Below are 24,940 nucleotides of genomic sequence, written 5' to 3' on the forward strand. Positions count from 1 at the left end.
TATACGGTTACCGGAGGCATTTTTCAACAACGACTTCGTTGAAGTGTCATGAGAAAACGGTCATTCTTGCGAAGCTTTTCAGATGCCCGGGAAATCCAGGCTCCCACATGGTTTGGCGCAACACCGTAGAGACGGGCAATTTCGCTCCCGGAAAATCCTTTCACTTTTAGTTCCAATGCTTCAATCCCCAGACGTGCCACTCCGCTGTACTCCTCTTTGACCGATTCCAGCAGATCAAATGCCGTTAAATCAGAAAGTGCTGCATCCGTAAAATCCCCAACCGAAAGGAAGTCCAGAAAAGTGCTGCTACTCTCGCCGGAATCCACCAGTTCCTGCAGGGGAAGCTGCCGTTTGTGTCCCATACACATCGTTCTGCAGTAATTAAGCAGACCGTTTTTCACGACCACCTTGGCATAGGTTTCAAATTTAGCAGTCTTGCCGTCATAAGTTTTAGCTGCCTTGCATAAACAAATACAGCCTTCCTGAAATAAATCATCATAAGAAAGTCCAAATACTGTTTCATTGACCTGAATATGCTTATAGATAGTCCAACGAACGACACCTATGCTTTTTTCCACCAGTTTCCGCTGCTCTACACTGAGTATTTCTGTCTTTTTCATAAATCACACCTCGCTTCCGTATCCTACTTTTGTCCATAGTCAAACTACCCTTACACTCTGGTATTAAGATGCCAGCCTGTTATTTTCAAGAGCCTGGTCACATACATGGATGAGCTGGTCACACATATACTCTGAAAATTTAGCGATGTGTGCCTGTTCGCTGCTTAGTCCGAATTTGGCCTGCATCCACTGGTAAGCCTGCCATTTCTCCATAATCCCGTTCTGCCAGAGCCGGTCAAAGGCTTTGTGCGCCTGAATCCGTTTGTTGCGTAAATCGCCATTTGCTAAGGAGCCCATAGGAAGCAGGCTTTTTCGGTGTGCTCCTACATAGGAATCACAGGCCGGATATCTGGAACACACGTATAAGGACTCGCCGGGACGAGCATTTATACCATAGACTGCAGAGGACGGGCGTAAGAAAGCCTGGGCTCCACAATACGGACATTTGATTGCTTTTCGTTTCAAAAAATCACCTCCAGTACACATTAACTATATTTTTACAGATACAACCGACAGCGTTGCTGCTTGAGCAAGACTGCACCGATAAGTTTTGATTCCATCTATGTCTGTTTCTGAATGAGCTGAAGCACAGAGCATTCCCTGACAGAGTCTGTTTGCCAGATGAGCCAGAGAGAATAAAGAGTTTCAAAATCGGAACGCTTCCATATGCTCCGGCATTCTTCCTTTTGTATATCCTCATTGGTCTGCTTCCGGAATTCATCTGCAGAGACCAATAGTGGCCGTCCCTCTGAGTCCATCGCCAGCAGATAGCCACCGCACAATGAATATCCATAAGGACAAGTGCCACACTCGATAAAGATGGCATTTCTCCAATCGCCCTTTACTGCTTGAAGAAAAAAGTACAAGGAATTTTGTTTTATCATTTCATCTCACCTTCATTACCTTACATTTGAATTTCTAAAAAAATAAAAGGGGCGACCGATTTTCTACATCAGCCGCCCCTTTGACTACAATATTCTTAACCAAATAGCTTATTGATTTCCTGTGTGATACGAGGGATAATCGTATCGTTGAAAATCAATGTCATGGCACCTAAAAGCAATGCGCCTAAAACGACTGCAATGATGACCTTGACACCATCACTGATATAAAAATCACCACGTTGGTTGCAAAGTGCAATTTTCACTTTGATGTAACTGTTTTGAATAGTACGTTTCATATTTTTGTCCTCCTAATTTTTCATTGATATTTTTTTACAAAATCTGTCCGATGCAAATAATAATGCACATTCAGATTTCATATTTGTTTTATCTGCTAATTTATCATTTAAGAAAATTTCAGGCTGCTATAAGATAATCCCACATATCAGAATCTCTCGTACCATCATCAACCCTGATTTTAACATAATAGATGTAATGTAGATTCCCCTGTGTAACGATTACCCATATATCTGTATCTCCTTTATTTACTCCAGAGATTACGCCATCCTTCGAAATAATCGCCACATTGGAATCCATATTTATATAAGTTACTTTAGCACCTTTGTCCAATCCGCTTATCCTTAGCTTCGTACTAGAGCCCTTCTTTACCTGCTTATACATAAGGAGCACTGGGTTTTCATCCATTGTTTGTATTTTTGGTGTAATCAAGTTCAACGTTGCCAACCCCTTTCCATCAGCAACAGTTACAACAATTTTACAAACATAATTGTTACCAGCAGTACAGGTTATAATTGCTTTTCCATTTTTGATGGTTGTTATCAGTCCTGTCTTGCTCACTTTTGCCACCATATTATCGGAAGAACTGAAAGAAAGCGCCTTCCCATCGGCATTGTTAATTTGTATAAGATAGCTATATCCAAAATAAACTGTTTTGTACATCGTAAACACCGGGGTATTTAATTTATCCGGTTCTTGATTATTTTCTGTTATACCTGCTCCATCAGAATTTTCCGGGGTACTGTCATCAGGAGTGACCACAATTACCGGGATTTGTTTCAAATCTTCCAGCTGCTGTTGAAGATTGCAAATGACATTCTTCGCCTTATCTAGTTGATCAGTAAGTTTAGTAATTTCAGCTTGACTGCCGTCTGTACTATCTAAGTCAGCAATTTGATGATTCAGATTACCGATTTCATTATTTTTTGAAGCTAACTGGGCATCAAGCTGATTAATTTGAGTATCCTTCTCGGCAATATTTCCGGTTAGTTCTGAAATCCTCACATTAAGCGTATTTATCTGGCTCATCAAATCATTTACTTGCTGTGTTAATTTTTTAATTTCATCATTACCTCCGAATAATGTGTCAATCGTAGTTTGCAATGTCTGTATTTTATTTTGCAAATCATTAATTATTGTATTCTTACTACTGATTTCCTTATCCATGTCGGCAATTAATACCAGTAGCTCAGCAATCTTTGCATCTTTATCATTTAATTGGCCAGTTAAAATATCAATTTGCTGTTGCAAGGATGATAACTGTATATTTGCTGTGTCCAACTGTGAATTCAGACTTGTGTTTAAAGCACTTGCCTCATTTAAGTCTGCTGTTATATCTGACTGCTTCGCTTTTATATTTTCAATTTTTTCTACTAAATCATTACCTTCATACTCAGACAACTCTGATAAGGCGTTGTTAATCTGAGTTTGCAGATTTATAATTGTAATATTCAAACCTGCTATTTGACCGGTAAGGTCTTGAATTGTTTTGTCGGCTTCATGCAGTTTGTCGGATAAATTAGATAAATCAATCTGTAGGTTAGCTATCTTCTGGCTTAGTGTATCTTTATCACTGTCAGACTGATCTAACTGTTGTTGTAATTCATTTATTTGGTTATTTAATGTACTAACCTGTGCTTGTAAATCATTACTTTTCGATATTTCGGTTGCCAAACTGCTTTGTAAGTTGTTAATAAGCTCCTCGGCTCCTTGCAGCTGTTGGGATAGAGAGGTATTCTCATCCTGCAGTCCCTGGATTAAACTGTTTAATTCAGGAATCTGATATAATAAATCTTCTCTTTCCTGTATCAAGGATGATAAGCTATCTTTTAACTGTGCATTTTCTGTAAGAACCTGATTAATCCTGTCCTGTAAAGCCAGCCCCTCATATCTAGATAAACTTTCCATAGCCTGGTTTACTTCCAGCTGTAGATTCACTATGATTTCATTCAAATTGACAATTTGCTCATTTAAAGCTGAAATCTGTTCTTCCTTCTGGTTAATTACAGCAATTTGATTATTAGCCTGCGTAGTCAGGGTACTTATTTGTTGCTGTAATTCGCTGGTGCCTTCTCCTCCCTCACCTAATTGTTTCTGTAATTCTGCAATTTGTGATTTCAAGTCATCGACCTGACGCTCCAAAGATATATTTTGTGTGGAAAGAGAAGCCACCTGTCCCTGTAAATTAACAATCTGGTTAAGTGCAGATTCTAACTGCGATTTCAAATCATCGTTTTCGCTTGTTAAATCAAGTATTTGCTGCTGCTGGCTACTGATTGTGACATTAGCAGTATTCAGTTGATTTTGCAGGGAATCACGTTCGGAATTCAATGTAGTTATCTGGACATTCAAGGATTCAATCAGGGTTGTCATATTAATTATCTGTTCATTCAACACAGCTATTTGACTTTTAAGCTCGTCATTCTCATTTTCACTGGCATCCAATAGGGATTGAAGATTCATTATCAAATTACCTTTATTGCTAACCTCTATGGTTAATTCATTGATTGTCACCTGGAGGCTAGCCTTTTCTGCATTAACAACATCCAGTTCTGTCTGTAGATTGGATTTCTGTACTTGCAAGGCAGTAATCTGACTCTGTAAATCAGCAACATTTCCACTCAAATTATTTATCTGTTCCTGCAAATCTGCTATTTGATTATCCAAATCTGTTATCTTACCTGTTAAAGTATCAATTGTATCTTGCAAGGAAGTTACATTAATATTTGCTGTATCAAGCTGACCTTGTAACGTATTAACCTGTATAGTTAATGCATTAACTGTATTCTGCAGATTACTGATATCACCGGAAAGCGGATTCGGTTCTACTGTCAGGACGATAGGATTAGAGGTTATTTCTTCACTGCCTCTTGTAAGTACACAGGTATAAGTGCCTTTAGCTACCTGTTTTACAGACTCAATTTCATAAGTTGCTGTGATTGCCTCTGCTATATCGGTGCCATTTTTCTTCCATTGATAGCTAATGCCATCTATGGTATTTGGTATTACATAAAACTCAACTTTTGAATCTTCCGTAACTGTCTTATTACCTGACTGAGCTGCAATTCCAAACACCGTTTCTTCTGGAAGCCCATTTGTGATGGATATTGCTATTGGAGAAGAGGTGGTACTTCCGATACCGTCTTCCGTAACAATGCAAGTATACATTCCTTCATCTATTTCATCCGGATTTTTTATAGCAAGAACATTGGATGTTTCACCTTCTAACAGGCTTCCATCCTTATACCATTGGTAGTCCAGAGCAGCACCTGTATTTACCGGACTTGCATTTACATAGATGCTTCCTTCCTTATCCTTGAGGAGAGAAACATTGCCTGGAGACTGGGATGTAATTTTCGGCTTTAACTGGATGGCATCAGAAGGATTGCCTGATTCAACGGTATCTATTGAATAAAGAGAACCATTATATCTTAAATAAATTTTCCTGACTCCCGTAGGAAAAACAACACTGAAGCTACAATTTGCGTCTGTAATAGTCGATATCCAGCTCACTCGGTCAAAAGAATATTCAATGTTGGTGTTGGCATAAGGGGAAAATGTGACCGTTGTCGGTTGAACAGTTACAGCAGGCACACTGGCTGAAGTATCGTTGGCCGTTATAGCCTCAAAATCCAAATCGTAATTCCCATAATTTACATTTCCTGTTTCATTGGTTATTTGAAATTGTAACGTAGTGTTATTTCTTGGTATATATGGATACAGGTAACCATTCTCATCCGTAAGCAGCTTGGAAGTAGAACCATCCTGAAAGGTAGTCAGTATATAGGTATTCGGATAATCTCTGAATCTCACTTTCTTTAGAAATAAATCATTCCCATCAGAATCTGTTGGGGTTTGATTTAAAATCCAATTCGTCCCATAGGAGTTAAAGCTGGAATGATTAAATGAGTATACTGGTACGGATAAGGTGGTTCCAGAGTTAGCAGCAGTGCTGCCATCTAAATATAGCTTTTGTTTAGTTATTACTGCTGCTTTTAACACGGAGTTTTTTAATGATACCGTATCAACGTTTGAGTCAAAAACAGCATTATTAATAGTTGTGTTTTCTGCTGTGACTGAAAATGTATTTGTATAACTCATATAGGTACTGGCATATATTTTAGCAAAAGAAACCGATGAAATTTTTGAATTGCTAATTATAATAGGCTTTAAACCACTGGTACTTGTTGCCCCCTCATCGAAAGCAATACTACTACTAACGGTGCTATTCTCTATGCTTATGCTGCCATTATCTGTAGCTACATAAGTAAAATAAAATTTCCCATTTTCATCGGTGGTTGCAGTACTTTGAGTTATTTTTGAATTTTTAATTGTTAAATTATTTAGGAATACAGCCCAGTAACTCATATTGCCACTTGTGCCGGAGGAAGTAATTTCTGTTATCTTATTGCAACTTACATTTACCCCATCAATTAATAAAGTACCTATCCTTACATTCTTACCAGAGGTAGAACTCATAAGATAAGTTGCAGTTAGATTGGAGTTCTCATTATATCCATGGACTTCGATCACTTGCTTACTAGTAGTAGTGGAATAACTCGACTTAATTAATCTGGCGCAGGAAACATCACCTAAGATAACAATTTTTACGGAAGCTGTATTGCTGCTACTACCGAAAATTATGTTACCTAACCATTGAGCCTCTAATAAATAGATGGTAACCGGATAGTTTGTTGTATTAATTGTTATAGAATTCGTACTGGTTCCTTGCCCTTTGATTACATATGCATCCTCATTCGCATCCCAACTCTCAGTTAATCCATTTGTCTGGGTGTAATTAGAATCTGTAATAGTGATACTGCCGGTGTTAATATTTAACTGTTTCACATATTCATGCTCCAATGTATATTGAATACCACTTGCCCCTGTTACTACCGAGCCACCGCTGGCGGCTTGTGCTTTTATCATCTGCATAGGCTGGATTATTAATGTGAAAAGCAATACTATTGACAATAAACGATAACTTTTCTTGATTTTCATTTGGATTCCTTTCTATTATTCTTATATTCAAGGTATAAAATCAAACTTCATACCATAGGTTGCTCTCTTAGGCTGTGTTATGCCCGCTTAATTGGTCGCAGAAACTTATTCTTTTTACTTAAAGGTTTTTCCGGATATGCAGTTGGTTTATACTGCTGCACATTATGATTCCGAAAGGTAACGAGATAAAATCTAAATAGTTTCTGCCTGTGTTTCGGTTTTTTCATAGAGCCTCCTTATCCGACAAAATAAATAACCCCACCAATACTGCCGGCAGGAGCTATTTTGTGCAGTTTATAATTTGCGCTAAGTAAATCCACCTTGGTACAAGGCACTCATCCTCCTTTTTGAAAAGATATCTGAAAATGTTAGATGGAATTATCCAAAGAAAGCGCCAAGTGAGCCAATCACCTCTGTACACATAACTACGGCATAGATGATAATAATACAAAAGAGCATCATCATGGAATATTTCTGGATCTGTTTTGGACGCTTAGCCGCTTCTTTTTTCAGGTTGTTTTGCTCGATTTGCCTCATGTCAAAGCAAACCATTTTGAAGTACATATGCTGATCGTCGCCACGAAGGGTACCAATCAGTCCACGTATTACATCAGACAGCAGAGTGCTCCCTACCCGTGCCTCCAAATGGAGCAGGGCATTTTCATAGTTACCGGTTTTCATGTCCGCGATAGTCTGGTCAAGTTCATATCCCAGTTCTTTGCCAGCGATACGACGGTAAGAGGTAAGGATTTTCAATACGTCGCGGTCATTCTCCAGATTCTGCGCTATGGTCAGTGCCAAACGTGGAATCTCTAATTCCAGGATCTTCTTACGCTTTTTCACAAAATCAAATGCAGCATAATATGTAGAGAACCACAAGGTTACCGCCAGTCCAATCACTACAATGGCAAACAGCGGCTGGATAAAAAACAGGGGAATGGAACATAATGCCGTCAACCCGGCAGTTACATACGCCCTTAGGACATATACCTCCGGTGTCAACGCCACCCCGGCAATCGTTAAGACCGACTGCAGCTTGGCTCTCTTTAAAGAATCCAGTTTCACAAATCGCTCAAAATAACCGGAAATTTTAGTAATATAGACCTCCAGCAGTTTTTCATTTCTCAGTCCCCGCTGCTTCCGGGTTAAAAGCATCGCCTTGGAAGTCTTCCCTGTGGGAACATCCACAAAGGCACAGCTCAGGTTATAAGCCGCCATACCAAAAAAGGTACAGGCCAAAATAACAAGCATGGTCATTTTTCCGTCACCCCCTGTACTCGATTGGCTTTGAAAGCTTCATGATCCGTGCGATAGCAAACAAGATAATACCGGCACAAAGCGCCAGAGCAATCTTGCCTGGCGTAGAAAACATGAGCGCATGAAACCAATCTTTATTTAAGAAATAAAGCAGTGGTATGTTGGATACCACCAGAAACATCATGGTAATCGCTTCACGACGAGGGCCGTCCATCATTGAATCCAGCTCCGACTGCACCACACGGATGTCGGAAAATTTCTGAATGGTTGTAGGCAGCGTATTTTTCATGGTACGGTCAGACTGGCATTGGATAAGCGTATTGCACCATTCATGGAACACCCGGTTCGGTACTTTCATCTTCAGCGTATTGATCGCAGAAATAAGATTTGCATTAATCATCTCCGCCTCGTACACAAAGCTTTCAAATCCAGCCTTAACCGGTGGATTGATGAACGGCAGATTTTCTTTAACGGAACGCATCAGGTCATCTGTCCTCAGGTAAGAGGTTGTGATGATGGAAATAGCTGTTTCCAATTCTTCATTGAGGTGCTTCTTATAAACATTTGCAGTGGAACGGATATACCAGACCGGTACCAGTGCAAACCCAATTCCCATGACAGGAATCATATATACATTATCAACAAGAAGCGCCAATATGACACCTGCCATAAACAGAAGCACCGATGACTTTTTGATGAGCTCAAACTTATCCTCCCTGTCTGTCGCCTTTAAAAGCTGCTCAATCTCATAGGATTCTCTATTGAAAAATCCCTTTGCCGGGATACCGGTTAACACGTCCAGTTCCTCTCGCAAGGTAACACGCTTTCTTTTGGATAATCCTGCAAGGATATCTTTTAGATGGATATCAAACAGTGCAAATAATCCTGCGGAAATCAAAACAAAGCAAATCAGATAGACCCATTGCATATCATCCGTCCTCCCTTTGGGTTATAAATGCGGACAGTTCCTTGGCGGAAATGCCGTTATCCAGAAACCTTTTTCTCAGTACATCAGAAATATTTCCAATTTTCCGGTGCTGTCCGATAACCGTAGCTGTTCCGTCTGCGTCCGTGTGGTTATCCACCACATCATATTTATAAAGAGAACGGCAGCGGAGCTTTCCATCCGTGAAATCTTCTCCCTCGATAATCTCCATGATCTTGCGGCTACGGTCCTCCAACTGCTTTGTAAAAACTACAATCGGATAGGCTTCGACCATGATCTGCATGAGTATTTCATCTTCAATGGCATGCCTGGTCTTGCACATGGTCATCATACGGCGGTAGGTGGCAAAGGCACTGTTGCTGTGGATGGTGGTAACTACCGTATGTCCGGTTCGGCTGGCTTCTGCAGCTGCCAGTGCTTCTTTTGCAGAACGCATTTCGCCCACGCCGATGACATCCGGATGCTTCCGTAGGATACGCTCCAGCAGAAAGCTCTGATCAATATCCATGCTGGGGTTTTCATGAGGGCGGGTCAGCAGATGGACAACACTGTTGATGATTTCGCCGTCCTTATTCTTTTTGACCAGATTGAATTCCCGGCTGCCCTCTTCAACAGTAATCAACCTGCGGTTATTAGGCACCTTGGAAAGCAGCCATGCCATAACGGTAGTTTTTCCGGAGCCAGTGGAGCCCGCGATACACACAGATACCCCATAGCGGATACAGGCAGTGAGGAAGTCCAGCATCTCATCAGTAGCACTGCCGGAATTCCGGAGCTTCTCACGACTCACGGTCTGCTGGTTGACAATACGAATGGAAGCATTAATGCCTACTTCCGGGTCAACAATGGGCGTTTTATCCACGGAAATACGGATGTTCTTGTCAAGAAATCCGATGATGGAGGGCATGGTATCGTCAATTACCATCCCGCAGGCACTCAGCATTCTACGTGTCACATCAATGGCCTGTTGGGGGGAAGTGAATTTGTCCGGTATTTTCATACTGCGGTCACCGCTGAAAATGACTTCAATATCGTTATAAGCATTGACATTAACCTCTTCCACATCGGGCATATAAATCCACTTTTTGAGAAAAGAATAGCCGGCCATGTCCTCAAACAGCTTGTCACAAAGCTCTGTAGTCGTCAGTCCCTCAACGGCATACTGCCGTTTAATCAGGTACTGCTCAATGAATTCCTTCAGCAAAGTAACTGCCTGCCCGGAATTTTCATCTCCCGCCAGCTTTGAAGCATGATTCGCAGTACAGTAACGCTGTACATCCTCCAAAATCTGTTCATATGTAAGCCCTTCTTCGCTGGCGGCGGTAAAGAAAATGTCACTCAGCTTGTTCATCGCACACCACCTCCATGATCTTCCCTAGCGATTCCATGTACCTTGGATTACAGTAGTCGATAGCCTTAAATAAATCTCCGCTGGTAGCGCAACGGTCAATTTCTTTGCCATATGGAAGCAGTCCGGCAAAACCACCGATGAGGTGGTCCATTTCGTCAATGGCATGGAATGGCCGGGCCATACCTGCAAAGGTCATATGGCTGCCAAGCCGGAACCTTGCATCCTGTAACAGCGGCTGGTTTGCTTTCATATAATGGACTCCCCGAAGATCCGGTGTCAGGATACGGATGATCTGGTCTGCTGATTCAATTGATGCCGGAGTAAAAAGATTGGTCATACTGGAGCAGCAGTCCAGGATCACGTAATCTACCAGTTTCGCGGCAGCATAAATCAATTCTCTAATCTTTTCAAATTTCAGTTCTGGGTAGCTCAGAGGATTTTCACCGGTGGCGTAGCCCATCAGCCCGATAAAGGGATAGGATTTCAGAACAGAAACATGGCTTGCCACCAAGGCAGTATCAATGTCCAGAGAAGATAATACCTGTCCAACAGAGCTTCTGGTCTCAATAATCTCTCTGGGCAACCAGACCGGCAGCATGGGTAAATCGGAATCTGCGTTGATAATGATGGCTTTTTGTTTGGAGCGGGTAAGGGCTTTTGCAAGAATACAGCAGAAAATTGATTTTCCACTTCCAGAATTGCCCCATACCGCGATGATTTTTGACATAAGATTAATACCTCCTTGGGTTTTAATAAAAAACAAATGATAATATTGGGAATTAATTTGATATCCCTTTATAACTGCTATTATTTGGAAGTAATTTATTTTAATTGCTCCGGTTTAGGTGTTACGACAGTGTTCGGTGGATATAATGCGGCTAATGTCTTATCCTGCGTTGCCAGCAGTTCCTCGGCCAGTTTATCGTTGTTTCTGGAAATAAGTGCTACGTGGCAGGTTCCGTCATTTTCTAATCCGGTAATAATCTTTGCCTGTTCTGGACTAGCCAGTACCGTGATTGTGGCTGACTGCTGCTTTTCCTCATCTTTGGTGGGTTCCTGGGTATTGTCCACGTTGACGCCTTTGGAATCGGTAACTGAAAGAACTTTCACAAACTGCAGTTCCGGAACATCTTCCGCTTCATCCAGAAAATGATAGATGCGGATAATATCGTTAGGCTGCAGCTTATCCGAGAGCCCGCTGGCAAGTGTCTTGATGCTAAGGGAAATAGCCATTTTCCCGGACGGTATATTGCTTAGTTGGACATCGGAGGTAAGGGGGGTGGCACTAACCTTGGACGTCAGAATATAATCTCCCTTTGCCAAATCGGCCGTAGTGTATTTGCCGACAACATCATCTTTTGTGTGGGCAATATTTTCCGGCAGGTTATAACTGCCTACCTCTACCACCTCTACATCTTTGTCCGTAAGCACATCTCCTTCTTTGATTAGCGATTGAGTGATTCGGACAATCTCTGTTTTGCCGTTGGTTTTTGAAATAGTGGTCGGAATTGCAATAAATGCAATGGTACCCGCCAGTACAAGGCTGATAACGCCGAATGTGAATCGGTTATTGAACTTCATGTTGGTTTTCTCCTTCTATTGATATAGTTTTAAAATGGTAACCGCATAACAGCCAATTGCCAAAAATGGAACAAAAGGCAGACTAAAAAAGCGGTTTCCTGTATACTTACGTTCATATAGACCAAACAGAAAAGCCAATGGAACTGAAAAAAACAATGCGAGGAGGATGCCATAAGGACCGTACACAAATCCCAGCATGGCAGCTAATTTGATATCACCGCCCCCAATTCCCCCATTTGTTATCATTGCCGCTGATAACAGTATTCCGCCGCCAAAGATCGCCCCTAACGCTGGTAACATCCAGGTGAAAAGCGGATATCCGCTGTCCGCTCCATCATTTATGAATAGAGACAGCAGTACAAAGGGCAAAAAACAAACGAGTGCCAAATCAGGCACCCGCTTATGTTGCACATCATATACGGCAAAGGTTGTGAGAAACAGGATGAGCAGTGAGTAATAAAACATTCCCCGGCTACTCACGGCTGGTGTACCAATCGTCAAACAGACTGCCCTGAATCGATACATAGTCACTTAGATTGACCGACAGCATCCCATCAGGCGTCCAGGTATCCCAGACCTGTGTGTAGACTGTAAACCGTGTTCCGTCCGGAAACCACACCGGTACGAAGTGTACGTTACGGTTATACGTTGAAAAATTATTTGGCTGGAACTGAAATTTTACGTTGTACCCTCCGGTAGTCCGCTCAAGGAGGCGGAGATAAGTCTGATAATTAAATTCCGGAAAGGTGGAAAAGGCTGTCTGCGTGTAAGTGTAATGGCTGCTGGGAGCGGAAGTAGAGAGTACCGTTGATACCACCGTCTTAACTCCGTACCCGCTCTTCATCGTTTTTCCGTTGGCGGTCGGCACAATATCATCGGGCATAAGGCTCATGGTTGCGGAAAGACTGGCAGAATAGCCTGTGTATTGAAAAGCCCAGTAGCCTTCATCCATCCAATAACCAATTTCTTCTCCATCTTCGTTGGTTCCCAAAGAGCACCAAACCCATACAGGTACCCAGTAGCAGTTCCATACGCCCCAGTTGGCCGTTGTCTTTTGGGTATTAGAGGGAAGTGATGGAACCACATAACCTGGTTTTGTATCCGTAGCCAGAGGATCTGGCGGAATTTTGTCATTCAGAGCCACAATTTTTGCCTTCAAAGTATCCTTGGCGGTATAAGCCCCGCTGACCGAGACACTAATGGTAAGGGTGGCCGGTGTAGAAGGGGTATGCCATTTAACCCAGACAACCTGGGAGTCTCCTGCAGGAATCACAACATTTGTGACCGTGTACGTGTGACCTTGGATATTGAAGGTTACCGAAGCTGGATTATCCGGTGTCAGATTTGCGGTTGCACGAAGTGTGACATTGGTAATGACATCGGTGTCTACACGGTACTCCACATCTGGTGCATCAATATCACCGGAGATTTCAGGTTCTTCCTTGTACTTGACAATTCCAAGTCCAAGGCTGCTGATAATCTCTGCATTTGAAACCTTTAATGTCGTTGGTCCGTCCCAGGCAGGAAACCCCAAATCCGGATATTCTAAAAAGAGGGATAAAGGAAGATTTTTGTGCGTCAGACTAACCATCTTCGACCGTAGCCTGCCGTTGACAATTTGATCATACAGTCCAGCTTCCGTTGCTGTCATGCAATATTTAATTCCATTAAATGTAAAATAGGCAATTGGCTCAATCAGCAACTTATATTCTCCATTAATTAAGTTTTGATAACTGATGCCTGTGGCATCCGCTACCATTTTCGCAGCATATTCCGAACAAAAATATTTTTTAATTGCTTCGATGTAACTTCCTCCATTGCCACTTACGATGCGTGGCATTGGCTGCTGCGGAATGATACTGACATAAGGAGATCCACTTGGTTTCAGCTCCTTCCCATCACGGTAATCCAGCTTACTTACTTTTCCAAAATGTGCAACAGTATATGATTTGTTGCTAAAATCAACCGATGCTGAGGCTGCCGAATTATTATTGACACGGATAACAGTAATGCGAACACCATCTTCACCACCATTCCAATAATTGTCCGAAGTACCCTCGCCCATGCCCCCGCCTCCAGCATCCATATTGCCGTCGCCCTCTGCAAAGGCTATTTGGCTGCCCATGGAAAAGATTAAAATCAGGCATAGAAATATTGCCCATAATTTTTTCACGCTAACTACACCTCCAAATAAAAAAATACAGTTCGCTGTGAACTGTATTTTTTTTTAATCCTATTAATTTAAAGTAACTAATTGTCCTGTTTTCTTATTGGAATCTTCTTATCTACTGGCATATTCATGACTTTTGATACAATTGCTCAGATGAAGACCAGGACATATTACTGTTTGAAACAGGGGTACTGAACGTATTATTTCACTGATCAGATTCCTGTTATCGAAAAAACGCAGCCAATTACGGCTGCGTTTTTTGTATAATACTACTGTCTTATAACAGATTATGATATTCACGTGCTCCGTACAGAACCCGCATAATAACAACCTGTTTTTGTTCCGGATTGATAAGATGGAATACCAAATAGTTTTGAACGACCAGCTTTCGGTAGCCTTTAGAAGCCAAATATGGGTCAGCTACTTCGGAGCCGATATATGGAAACTGCTCAAGACGGCTGATGGATTTTTCCATCTCATTCATCAAATCTTCTGCTGCCTGTGGATTTACAAGTATTTCGCTGATGTAGGTATCAATTTCATCCAGATCTTCATAGGCCAACGGTGTATAAAGGATATGAAAAAAATCATTTTCCATGTTTTTTCCTCAGTTTGTCAAACACTTCACTGCCTGTTAATAGCGGAACACCATCTTCTAATTGCTTTTCTGCAGCTCCCAGTTTTCGATAAACATCCAGAAGACCAAACTGTTTTTCGTAGGTGTCCAAGCTCATAACGACGAGATGACCACTTCCATTCTTAGTAATAAAAACTGGTTCATTTTTTTGATAGCACAGTTCGGAAATTTTTCCGGTATCTCTAAGGTCCGCCATAGGACGAATAGTAGGCATAAAATCAACTCCTTTCATGCCTATATTATACCATGGAATATGAGCAATATTCAATGCAAATTATGACTAAACATTGTGCAAAAGTCCATGCTATCAATTTGCTTATCCGGGTCCCCACTATTATCGGTTGGAGTCCCCATACTGAACAGCCTTGGCAAACGAATTTCATTAAATTCCCGATATCCGGCGTTCATTATTCTATTTCACCATATACCTCGTCAACCTACCATTACCAACTTTTTTATAAGCTCTTTTTCCAGCAATACTGAAACCAATCCACCTAATGAGATGATCTCTAAACGGTCAGAATATAGGTTAATAATTGTACTACCACTAAAGGAATAGTCTCTGTGGACGATGGCATTTAATAATGCTTCACGAACAGCATCTTCCGGGTAATTATATCTGGCGTATAAATTCCCTTCAATTCAACGGGTTCACTTTCATACAGATTCATAGTACCACTCCTTCTATCATCTTCTATCATTTCTAACACGATACTATCACAATGAGTGATAGAAAGCATGGAATATCATGGGGTATTTCAACCCGGCGGGTGGCGATTTTATGCAAGGAAGGCAGAATACTCGGAGCACAGCTTGTCGGCAAAAGCTAGATTGTTCCGGCGAATGCAATAAAACCTCTTGATGCACGAATTTGCAGAAACAAATTTAAAGGATATGCGTCAATTTTATTTGGCGTTTCTAATTAGTCACCCACTGTGTGACTAATTAAACTGGTCTCATTATCGGCTACTGATGCGCACTGAGGATGAAAAGAAGTGGAATTTTTATTTAAAGGAATTTGCCGAGTGTACGTCAATTTGAACGGCAAATCAACCGCTTCCAGGGCAGTTATACGTGTTCAAGTGTTCAAGTTTTAAAGTCCAAAAATCTGCGACTTTCGCAACTTTCCAAACTCACAAAGTTTAAGCCTTGATATGATACCAACATGTCCAGGCTTTTATAAAAGACGCTTTTTATTTGCCGCTTAGTTTTGTAAGTGGTAAACTATAACCAGCAGATTTAGGCAAATAAAATCCAGCAACTATTACGAAAGCATCGATGAATGATATACTGTCATTCGGAGGTGAAGAAAGGATGGTTGATTGGATGAATTATTCAAAAATCCAAGAACAAAAGAGAGCTTGCCTAACTTTATCATGCCTAACATATTTAGGAATATTATTAATTGTCAGGTTAATAAAAATACCCATATATTTATCTGTGTCAGTATTAGTATTTCTTATAATAGCAACCTGGCTTTTATATCCGGCAGAGAATATAAATCGTGCGCTGGATATAAAAGAAATACAATATTTTAAAAAACGTTTAAAATTATTTTTGGTTGTAGACCTCTTATTATCTATCGTATGTCTAGTTTATAAAAAAGAAAAATATGTATTTTTGATTATGCTGACATTTCTTCTTATAATTATAACGATGATAATTGATAAATTTAGGATTCATAAAAGGACTTGGAATAGAAGAAAAGTTCGGCAATGAAAATTAGTTATGTACTACGAGCGAGGATAAACTTTTATAATAGTATGATGTTTTGATGAAACCGCAGTAATTACACTACTTACTGTTCGGATTAAGGAAATTAAATTGAGACCGTTTCAAATTCGGTGTTTTGGAACTTTTAAGCCTTAATTATTTTATAAAATCCATGAAGCCCTTGACAGCGTTTCATGGATTTTATATGTTATCATTAAGCTCAAAATGGAGTATCCTGTAAAACGAGTTTACACGAAATAATAAACGGAGCCAAAACGACAATTAGCCATAACCTTCTATCTTCTATCTAAGTATACAAACAAGTGGCAATCTCTCATTTTTCTTCTTAAATTATATTCCTTAGTAATATAATTATTTTGCTTTTAAAGGATGATATTCATATACTCCTTCAGAAACCGTATCATACTCAATATCTTTCCACCTGTCCATAAATTCCCATGTGCAATTAAACGTATACCATCCCCATTCAGTAAGTCTTCTACAAGTGTTACTGGGATGTGGGACATTACCAAGATAGGTTAGATATTCACTTGGATACTCTTTATTATTATACTGTAATAACGAAACACACATAATTATTCCAGTTTTTTCAATACTAGGCCGCTGTGGAAAATCCAAAGGCAATATTCGTAATTGCTTTAAATCTTCTATTGATGGGATGCTATCAAACATACGATCATATATCTGCAATACCATAGTTTTTCCTGTTAGGCTAGTTGTGTCACGTATTTCCCCTACTTTATGTAGGACAATGTACTTACCGCTATACTCCGGATCTCTATCACGCCATCCATGCATTTGAAATACATACATATCATACATCTCCCATGGATTCTTATCAGGCAGTACGGGTTTTCTGAATTTTTTCTCTTTCGGCATTGGAGACTGCAGTTTTGTTTTCAACTTCTCAAGTGTCTTGGTCCATCCTAGTGCACCTTTCGGGCTTTCTTCCCAACCTTCCAGTCCACCAGCATTCTCAATCCAGTAAAGCGCCTTTTCCCGTACTTCAGGCATGAGCCTGCCAGTCTTCCATTGCGTCTCAGCCAATGCAAACCAGAACAGTGCTTCCTCCTCATCATCTATCATTTTTTTATAATCATTCATAATTCTTTCGTATGCCTCTGTATTCCCAAGGCCGTCCTGAAGATACTTTATATATCTATCCCGTACATCGCAGGTTGTATCATTGCCATAAAGACTTGTACTCCAAAATCCCATATAGATTCTTCTCCTTTCAGTCCACAACGCATTTCATCAGAGTCAATAGTCTGTTATACTCATCTTCAAATTTATTAATCTTCCCTTTTGCAATAGAATGTCTCATATTATCAAGAGCATCTTTACTATAAACAAGTATAAGTGCTTCCTCAAATATATGTGCTTTAGTTTTACTCAAGCCTGAGTATACTGGTATCATCTTGAAATCTTTTTCTGGGTATCTTGGCGTTGTTTTTCCTGTTTGTGGATATACCTGGTGTTCTTTTTGTCTTCTAGCAAAATCGTTGGTTATTCCAACATAACGTACTTCCTCATCAGATCTCCTATAAATAACATATACGGTATTACCACTGTTTTTTTTCAAACCTCCCTTTGTGATAGCCTTTTCTACCACTCCCTTAAAATAATCAACTTCATTGTCTATCGCTTTAAATAATAGAACCGTTGTAGCTATCGTAGCTGCTATCCCTACCAATCCTAGAGCAACGGCTCCTGGTATCCAGGATGTGGCCAGGGTTGCTGCAATTTCATCACAAAGTGCATATATACTTGTTTGTATTGCTACCAAATAGGCAACAATTGAAGCTGCCATTTGATATTCCGTATCAACAAAACCATTAGGATCTACGTTTACAACTGGATTATTGCCACAATAGGAAAATAAATTTGCGCTTATTGAACTAGTTCCTATTAATGTCAACATTCCCGGTTCATCCGCATTCAAAAACCTCTGTACCACCGGATTGTAATATCTGCTCTGCAGATAATAATATCCCGTCTCCATATCCTCGTAATATCCTCGGTATCTCATTGGGTTAAGCTGTCCGACGGTATTTGCAAGGCTTCCACTTATACTTTCTATCTTGCCCCATGCATCATAGGTATAAGATACAACCTTGTTCCCATCTGCGTCAAGTACCCCAGTGATATCTCCCTGTGCATTCTTAACATAGATATATTCTGTTCCATTCTGGTTGAATCCTGTTAGATTGTTATTCTTGTCATAATGGAAATACAGCATATTGGTTCCGTCATTCTGGCTGGTAATCCTTCCCTCAATACTAGTATAGGTAGTCTTTACACCATTAACGGTCTTTGATGTCCTAATACCGTTATCATCGTAGGCAAAGGTAATGTCAGTGGTTCCATTTTCCATCTCAGAAAGCCTTCTTCCAGCTTCCCATGTCATATTGTAGCCAAGATAAGATAACGGATTGCCTAGTGCATCATAACTAATTTCCTGACCATCATAAGATGCGAGTTCATCCGGGAAGGCACTATTTTCATAGTCATAGCTGACTGTGTCCGTCGGTGCAATTCCAACAAGGCTACCAGTAGAGTAGTCGTATACACTCTTTTCAAGGATATTACCGTTTTTATCATAGCTGTAAGTTATTGTCTGGTTTTGTACTGCATCATCCACTCTAACCAACTCATCTGCGATATTATAATAGTAGTGGTACTTCTGCACATCATTAATACTGATTGTCTCGATCTTACCATAACTGTCATAAGTGTATGATGTCTTATCCACATCTGCCCCATTGGTATTAATCAAACTGGTTACGCTGCCGTCTTTACCATAGGTATATCCGGTTGTAAGTATGTTTCCGGCAGAATTAGATATTTTTTCTTCTGTTGCTTTACTGTCAGAATTAATAACATATGACTTTTTATAGATTTCCGAACTATTTGAAATAAAACTGTCTACGTTTCCTATACTGTCTATGTTCAGACCGTAGGAACTGGAACCTATGTTGTCTACGAATCTTGCAGAATCCTCTGATAGGGTGTAACTATCAGATATTACGCTTGTCTCATCATCTTTGACAGTTACAGTAGTGGATCCATCTGCATTTGTTACATAGGTAGTAGTGTAATTTTTATCAACATTACGTTTGGATAACAGCTTTCCGTTTTCATCATATGCATAGGTATACTTAGTATCACCATCCACTGACATATCTGTCTTATTCTGATTGGAATCATAGTTGTAGGAAATGTTAGCTCCATTTGCATAGGATACACCGCTTAATAGTTCCTTTTCATTACTGGTATACTGGTACGTTGCAAGCTTATTTCCTGCAACCTTGACACCTGCAAGATTTCCTTGGGAATTAATTGCTATGTCATAGTTGCTTACTTTTGTTTCTATCAATTTTCCCGTGCTAGGATCATAGAAATATCTAACTCCAGCTTCTGTATCAATGTAAGAATCTGTTGACGCGATACCATTACTATCTACTGTAAGACTGTCAAAAGAAGCGTTGTATTCCGAAGGAGTAATCTTTTGAATTACATTTCCCTTTTCATCATAGACGATTCTTGAAATCCTTACTTCAGAGTTACCATCACTTATGGACTGTTTTAATACATTACCTAAGATATCATATACATAACTATAATTCAATCCTCCGCTGATATCTTGCGACTGCAGTAATCCAATCAGATTATAATTGTAATCAATTATAGATACTTCTTTGTTCGGATTTTCTGCTTTAATACGCTCCGGATAACCGTACACATCATAGAAATAGGTCGTCACAATCCCTTCTTCGTCGATTGAAGTGTTAACAAGACCATTTGAAAGATATGTATATACAACTGTTGTATCTATATCCTTATCCTGTTGTTTTGTCAGTATATTACCATTTATATCATAAGTTGTGGTCGTTATAGCCGTTTCAGAAATTGCTGTTCCACTTTCATCATAACTGGTGGTTACATCTGTTTCCACACAAATCTTTATCTTAACTATGCCTGTAAAATAAGTATAATTATATGTTATAGCTTGAATTACACGACCAGAATTATCCTTAGTGGTTTCCGTAATGATATTTCCGTATTGATCATAGGTGTTTATTGTTGAATTGCCATCTGCTGTAACTTCACTGGTTACATCGTTATACAAATTTGCATATATAGTCCGGCTTCCATCACTAGTCACGATGATATTTCCATAGTTATCATAAATAACATTATCCGTTCCATCGCCTACTACCTGATTTCCAGCGGAATCGAATGAGTAACTGTATAAACTTTCACTGCCTTCTGTCTTTAATGAAATCAAACGATTGTCTGAATCATATAGCATGGTGTAAAGATCAGTTCCATAGTTATCCTTTATGTTCTGCAACAAACCGTTGCTATCGTAACGATATTGGTTTACCAATGAACCTGATGCTGTATAAACATCTGTTAGTTTGTTCCCTTCGTAGTTGTATCTAATGACTCTTCCTGCCGGGTCGGTAATGGATGCAATGTGATCTCCTGAATAAGCAATTGTATAGGTTCTATTAACGCTGTCTATAATTTGCATCGGGAATCCATTCTCATTTATACTGATTTGAACCTGGTTACCATTCAGATCAGAAATTTTAATAAGATTACCATTATTATTAAACTCATACAAAAGTGAACCGGATGTTAACAGGTAACCATTCACGTTTGCCACTAGAGTACTGTCTTTGTATAATCTTTGACTGCACGCTCAACCATATCATTTTTATTCACAGCATTTCCCTCCTTTACTAATAATACAATTAACAGAGGCTATATTTTGCAATTATTTGAAATTTTTAAGAATTTTTTTAAGAAACAGATATAAACCTCTTTACTTATCAATAGATAGGTTTGTAGGCAAAGTTATATGTTTTAGTTAAGAATAGCATATTTGTACATAACCCTCAATAATTTATAACTCTTTTAAATGCTCTTTTATAAATGCACTACGTCTCTATAAGACTAAAAGTTTGTTATAGTTATAGAAGGAAGCTATTTCTTTTTCCGAAACGCTTCAATGGACTCAGTAATAGCAGAAAGACTATTCTCCCCAGGCGTATCCAAAATTGATTCTTCAAAGTCAATCCTTTCTAATAGGTATGTTTCCATTTCAATGCCCTTTGCAGCTGGACTCACCGGTTGCTTTTGCGGTAAAGATTTACTAGTAAGTATTTGATCTACAATGTTTTCAATCATCTGATAATTAACCGGGGCCGACTCTGCCAAAGTCAGCCCCGTTCCGTTTTCATAGGTACACACGGCATTTACAAGGTATTGGGCTTTACGACGTCCCTGGCGGTTTAAAATTCCTGCTACTTGTTGATGCGATGGATCGGCAGGATTGAATTGTATTGTGAAACGATATTCCTCTTTTTTCTCTTTCATAAACATCACCTTCCAGCCTTGTGAGCCCGATACAGAAGCTCATATCCTCGAACGTTGGCAGATATATCATCTACAAAAATGCCTTGCCCTACCTTACCAGAGCCTTCGAGGTATTTGCGAAGCAGAATCGAGCCACCTCCCACAAAGATGACTATTCCATTTTTCAGGTCAATCATACGTTCGCGCAGCCTGCTAAGAAGATCCATCGTAAAAAAATTTATTTCGTTCTCTACCATATGCAGAATTTTATCCTCATAAGTGGTGGTTTCACCACTTATGATTACATCTATGTCGGATTCCTCCAACAATATGTCATAGGTAGCATTGACCTTGGATTTTATCTTGTTATAAAGGGTAATAACACCATCTTCCAATGAATCGCATACTGATAAATCTGCTTTGCCTTTTTTGACCTGCAGATAATCTACCGTAAACCCGCCGATGTCAATAATGGTAGCTTTCGCTACATCCCGGATTCGGCTGTAAATCGGCATGGCAGCGGCATAGGCTTGGGGGAAAGATAAAACCTCGCTGATATAGATGGAATATGGCTTATTCCGAAATTCAAACTCAATAATATCATTACCGCCCATAAGGTATTTCTCGAAGCGTTCGTACTGCGCACCGTAGTGGGCGGGAGGCAATCCCACCGCAAGCTGGACATCAATGATATTATTCGCTGAATAAGCCCCTGCTGCAAGGATTTCATGAGCAATAGCAAATAAGGTAAGAGTAAAAAAACGGTTATCCAAGGTTTTATCCCTCATGTAAGGGATGCGCTGATTAGAGATTGCATAATAAAAGCCTCCACGTTTTAGGATATCATCTCCAAGAAGTGGATAGACCTTGCTCTCTATAAGCCCGGAAGTAAAGGTTTTGTGAATACTTTTCATTTGTTTGTTTCCATGATCAATTGCAATTAACATAGTAATTTCTCTCCTTTGCGTATTAGATATGTATTCTATACGTTTTAAAGAGTGCTTTTTTCAACAATATGGGCAAAAAAGGAGCTGTCGCTTTAACGATTGATAAATCAATCGTGAAGTGGCAGCTTCCTTTTCTCCATAAATCCCCTTTCCTTATCTACATTCGGGGAGGTAGAAAAACTTAGACTTTCAATATACTTTTAATTACCATTTTGATTACTTTGTAGATACAGTAATTACCTTACTATAGGCACCATAAGCAATCTTTTTATTACTTGTTTTATATGCTCTAATCTTAAATTTATATGTTGTTTCGGACGCAAGTCCTTTCATTGTACTTGACGTTGTATCATAATTTTTTATTGTTTTTATCTCAATCCACTTTGAGTTTTTATATTGGTAAATTTTATAACCAGTAACGCCAGCCTGCTTTTCCCAGGTAAGTTTCAGGGATGTTTTACTTTTACTGGACAACTTCAGACCTTTCGTAACAGACGGAGCATTTGTACAAGATATTATAGTACTATATTTTGCTTTCATATTATTCTTAAACCCTCGTGCTTGAATCTTATAATAATATGTTTTACCGATTGAAATAGATTTATCTGACCATGTTAATTGACTAACATTTGTAACAGTGCCAACTTTCTTATAGCCACCTGTCCTGCTGGAAGAACGATAAATATAATATCCATTTGCTCCAGCTACCCTATTCCAACTTAGTTTAATGTAAGAATATTTCACGCAATTAGCTTTTACTAATTGAGGAGAGTTTAACACCGGCATATTTGCTGATAATATATAGGTAGAATTATGACTAATCTCATATTCCGTATAGCCATCGCCAGCACATTCAACGTCTGTATCAAGCACATCAGGAGCTTTATCATAATAAGATAATATCATATCCGATGTGATCTTATATTTTTCCTTTAAAAATTCATTATTTATACGCATCTGAACTTTTCCAGGAAGAACCCCATTCTCAGCATATTGCATACGAAGGATATAATCGTCATTTGCAAATCCATAATCCGAACCCTTCTTCTTACTGATATCTACATTCAGATTGATAGTCTTACAATTATCTGTATTAATGTCCTTGCCGTTAAATATCCATTGAACATCATTATTCTCAAATACAACTGTTTTATCTTTTCCGGCAATTGCTTGAAAAAGTCTTTTATCTGCTTTATTGTTATTACGATAATCCAATACTGCAGTCTGCCCTTCATTCATAGAATTAATTGCATTTACTGCCGCATCAACATTTCCAGTCGCTCCATAATAAGTTATATTAAAAGCGCTGTTAATTGTTATCGTCGGATCTATAAATCCGCTTACCTTTTTTAAATCCTTTCTATCATACCCTACGTCGCTTCCCACAGCTGGAGAAACTTGAATATAATCAATTTTATAGCTTCCATCTCCTTGAAATGGGTCTATGGGAAACTTCAATCTATAGGTTCCGCTCATGATTGGACTATCCGAGTACCATGATAGGAATACATCTTCACCTTCTTCATTAATTAAGCTAATAAATACACAACTCACACCATATTTACCCGTAGTTATAGTTATAGGAACCTCAAGACAATCCGGTGTTACTATTGCCATGTTATCAAGATTAATCGACTTAATAGTAGGTGATGTACTTTCTTCATACTTTGATTTAGTAACAGTAATTTTCTGTGTGAACTTATTCCATTCAGGAGAGTCCGGAGTATACTCTGTATAATTGCCGCCATGATCAGACAAAGTGACCTTTTCAAGTGTATAAGAACCCACTACAAAAGGATCCTGAATCATAGCGATTAGATTATGCTTACCAGTATGTAGTTCATTTCCATCAGGGTATACGCTGTAATCCTGCCAGTTTACAGAGAAAAGCGCAGTATTTTCATTTCTAAATGTTAGAGCAATATCACTTATCCCACTTCCATCCTCTATCGTATCAACGTTTATGTTAATTAATCCAGTTGAAGAATCAATATTGTCTGCGTTTTCTATCGTCATATTGTTAAGTTTAGGTGCCGTAAAATCTGTAGTTGTTGAATGCGTAACAATTATTTTAGATGTTGAATTTTTTAAACATTCTGCTCCCTTTTGAACGCTGTATTCACTAATATTTCCATTCGCATCAGATAAATAGAT

The 24,940-nt window shown here is 39.4% G+C and carries 20 protein-coding genes; 1 reads left to right on the top strand and 19 read right to left on the bottom strand.

Annotated features, from left to right (window positions below):
* Window positions 1–23 precede the first annotated feature (23 nt).
* The 14 genes from BUF11_RS23055 to BUF11_RS23120 all read right to left on the bottom strand — a co-directional run bounded on the left by BUF11_RS23055 (window position 24) and on the right by BUF11_RS23120 (window position 14,955).
* Window positions 24–620 (bottom strand): RNA polymerase sigma factor, encoded by a 597-nt coding sequence (locus BUF11_RS23055; RefSeq protein ID WP_073591226.1) that lies wholly within the window; start codon window positions 618–620, stop codon window positions 24–26.
* 63 nt (window positions 621–683) lie between these two features.
* Window positions 684–1,085, bottom strand: coding sequence for a zinc-finger-containing protein (locus BUF11_RS23060; protein WP_242952446.1), 402 nt, complete (start codon window positions 1,083–1,085; stop codon window positions 684–686).
* A gap of 95 nt (window positions 1,086–1,180) precedes the next feature.
* A complete protein-coding gene (locus BUF11_RS23065) occupies window positions 1,181–1,504 on the bottom strand; it encodes a hypothetical protein (protein ID WP_073591228.1) in 324 nt (107 codons plus the stop codon).
* 95 nt (window positions 1,505–1,599) lie between these two features.
* Window positions 1,600–1,800 carry a DUF6133 family protein gene (locus BUF11_RS23070; RefSeq protein WP_073591229.1) on the bottom strand — a complete coding sequence of 67 codons (201 nt, stop codon included), beginning with the start codon at window positions 1,798–1,800 and terminating at the stop codon, window positions 1,600–1,602.
* Window positions 1,801–1,918: 118 nt separating this feature from the next.
* A complete protein-coding gene (locus BUF11_RS23075; RefSeq protein ID WP_073591230.1) occupies window positions 1,919–6,799 on the bottom strand; it encodes an Ig-like domain-containing protein in 4,881 nt (1,626 codons plus the stop codon).
* A gap of 378 nt (window positions 6,800–7,177) precedes the next feature.
* The gene (locus tag BUF11_RS23080) at window positions 7,178–8,056 is read right to left on the bottom strand and encodes a hypothetical protein (protein ID WP_073591231.1); all 879 of its coding nucleotides are present in this window, start codon (window positions 8,054–8,056) and stop codon (window positions 7,178–7,180) included.
* Between the two features lie 7 nt (window positions 8,057–8,063).
* Window positions 8,064–8,984, bottom strand: coding sequence for a type II secretion system F family protein (locus BUF11_RS23085; protein ID WP_073591232.1), 921 nt, complete (start codon window positions 8,982–8,984; stop codon window positions 8,064–8,066).
* A gap of 1 nt (window position 8,985) precedes the next feature.
* Complete coding sequence (locus tag BUF11_RS23090; protein ID WP_073591233.1) at window positions 8,986–10,353, bottom strand: ATPase, T2SS/T4P/T4SS family; 1,368 nt, start codon at window positions 10,351–10,353, stop codon at window positions 8,986–8,988.
* Window positions 10,337–11,080, bottom strand: coding sequence for a ParA family protein (locus BUF11_RS23095; protein ID WP_073591234.1), 744 nt, complete (start codon window positions 11,078–11,080; stop codon window positions 10,337–10,339). Before BUF11_RS23095 ends, BUF11_RS23090 begins: the two co-directional genes overlap by 17 nt.
* Before the next feature lie 95 nt (window positions 11,081–11,175).
* Window positions 11,176–11,934, bottom strand: a complete 759-nt coding sequence (gene cpaB / locus BUF11_RS23100; RefSeq protein WP_084558845.1) for a Flp pilus assembly protein CpaB — start codon at window positions 11,932–11,934, stop codon at window positions 11,176–11,178.
* A 15-nt stretch (window positions 11,935–11,949) separates the two neighbouring features.
* Complete coding sequence (locus BUF11_RS23105; protein WP_175562134.1) at window positions 11,950–12,435, bottom strand: prepilin peptidase; 486 nt, start codon at window positions 12,433–12,435, stop codon at window positions 11,950–11,952.
* Window positions 12,407–14,107, bottom strand: coding sequence for a hypothetical protein (locus BUF11_RS23110; RefSeq protein WP_330393935.1), 1,701 nt, complete (start codon window positions 14,105–14,107; stop codon window positions 12,407–12,409). The genes BUF11_RS23105 and BUF11_RS23110 overlap by 29 nt, the downstream gene beginning before the upstream one ends.
* 274 nt (window positions 14,108–14,381) lie before the next feature.
* Entirely contained in the window at window positions 14,382–14,702 is a 321-nt protein-coding gene (locus BUF11_RS23115) for a type II toxin-antitoxin system RelE/ParE family toxin (RefSeq protein WP_073587538.1), read from the bottom strand.
* Window positions 14,692–14,955 carry a prevent-host-death protein gene (locus BUF11_RS23120; protein WP_073587537.1) on the bottom strand — a complete coding sequence of 88 codons (264 nt, stop codon included), beginning with the start codon at window positions 14,953–14,955 and terminating at the stop codon, window positions 14,692–14,694. Before BUF11_RS23120 ends, BUF11_RS23115 begins: the two co-directional genes overlap by 11 nt.
* A gap of 1,100 nt (window positions 14,956–16,055) precedes the next feature.
* Here BUF11_RS23120 and BUF11_RS23125 point away from each other — a divergent pair.
* On the top strand, window positions 16,056–16,460 hold the full coding sequence (locus BUF11_RS23125) for an accessory gene regulator B family protein (RefSeq protein WP_073591236.1): 405 nt from the start codon (window positions 16,056–16,058) through the stop codon (window positions 16,458–16,460).
* A 366-nt stretch (window positions 16,461–16,826) separates the two neighbouring features.
* On the opposite strand, the gene BUF11_RS23130 is transcribed toward BUF11_RS23125, so the two are convergent.
* From BUF11_RS23130 to BUF11_RS23150, 5 genes are all read right to left on the bottom strand, one after another.
* Window positions 16,827–17,693, bottom strand: a complete 867-nt coding sequence (locus tag BUF11_RS23130; protein WP_073591237.1) for a hypothetical protein — start codon at window positions 17,691–17,693, stop codon at window positions 16,827–16,829.
* 16 nt (window positions 17,694–17,709) lie between these two features.
* Window positions 17,710–21,147 (bottom strand): RHS repeat-associated core domain-containing protein, encoded by a 3,438-nt coding sequence (locus BUF11_RS23135; RefSeq protein WP_139243496.1) that lies wholly within the window; start codon window positions 21,145–21,147, stop codon window positions 17,710–17,712.
* 320 nt (window positions 21,148–21,467) lie between these two features.
* Window positions 21,468–21,860 carry a hypothetical protein gene (locus tag BUF11_RS23140; RefSeq protein ID WP_139243497.1) on the bottom strand — a complete coding sequence of 131 codons (393 nt, stop codon included), beginning with the start codon at window positions 21,858–21,860 and terminating at the stop codon, window positions 21,468–21,470.
* A gap of 5 nt (window positions 21,861–21,865) precedes the next feature.
* Entirely contained in the window at window positions 21,866–22,786 is a 921-nt protein-coding gene (locus tag BUF11_RS23145) for a ParM/StbA family protein (RefSeq protein WP_073591240.1), read from the bottom strand.
* Between the two features lie 216 nt (window positions 22,787–23,002).
* Window positions 23,003–24,940: fibronectin type III domain-containing protein (locus tag BUF11_RS23150; protein WP_175562135.1), on the bottom strand; the 1,938-nt coding region annotated here is incomplete at its 5' end.

The sequence above is a fragment of the Anaerocolumna xylanovorans DSM 12503 genome, from assembly GCF_900143645.1.
Classification (GTDB): domain Bacteria; phylum Bacillota; class Clostridia; order Lachnospirales; family Lachnospiraceae; genus Anaerocolumna; species Anaerocolumna xylanovorans.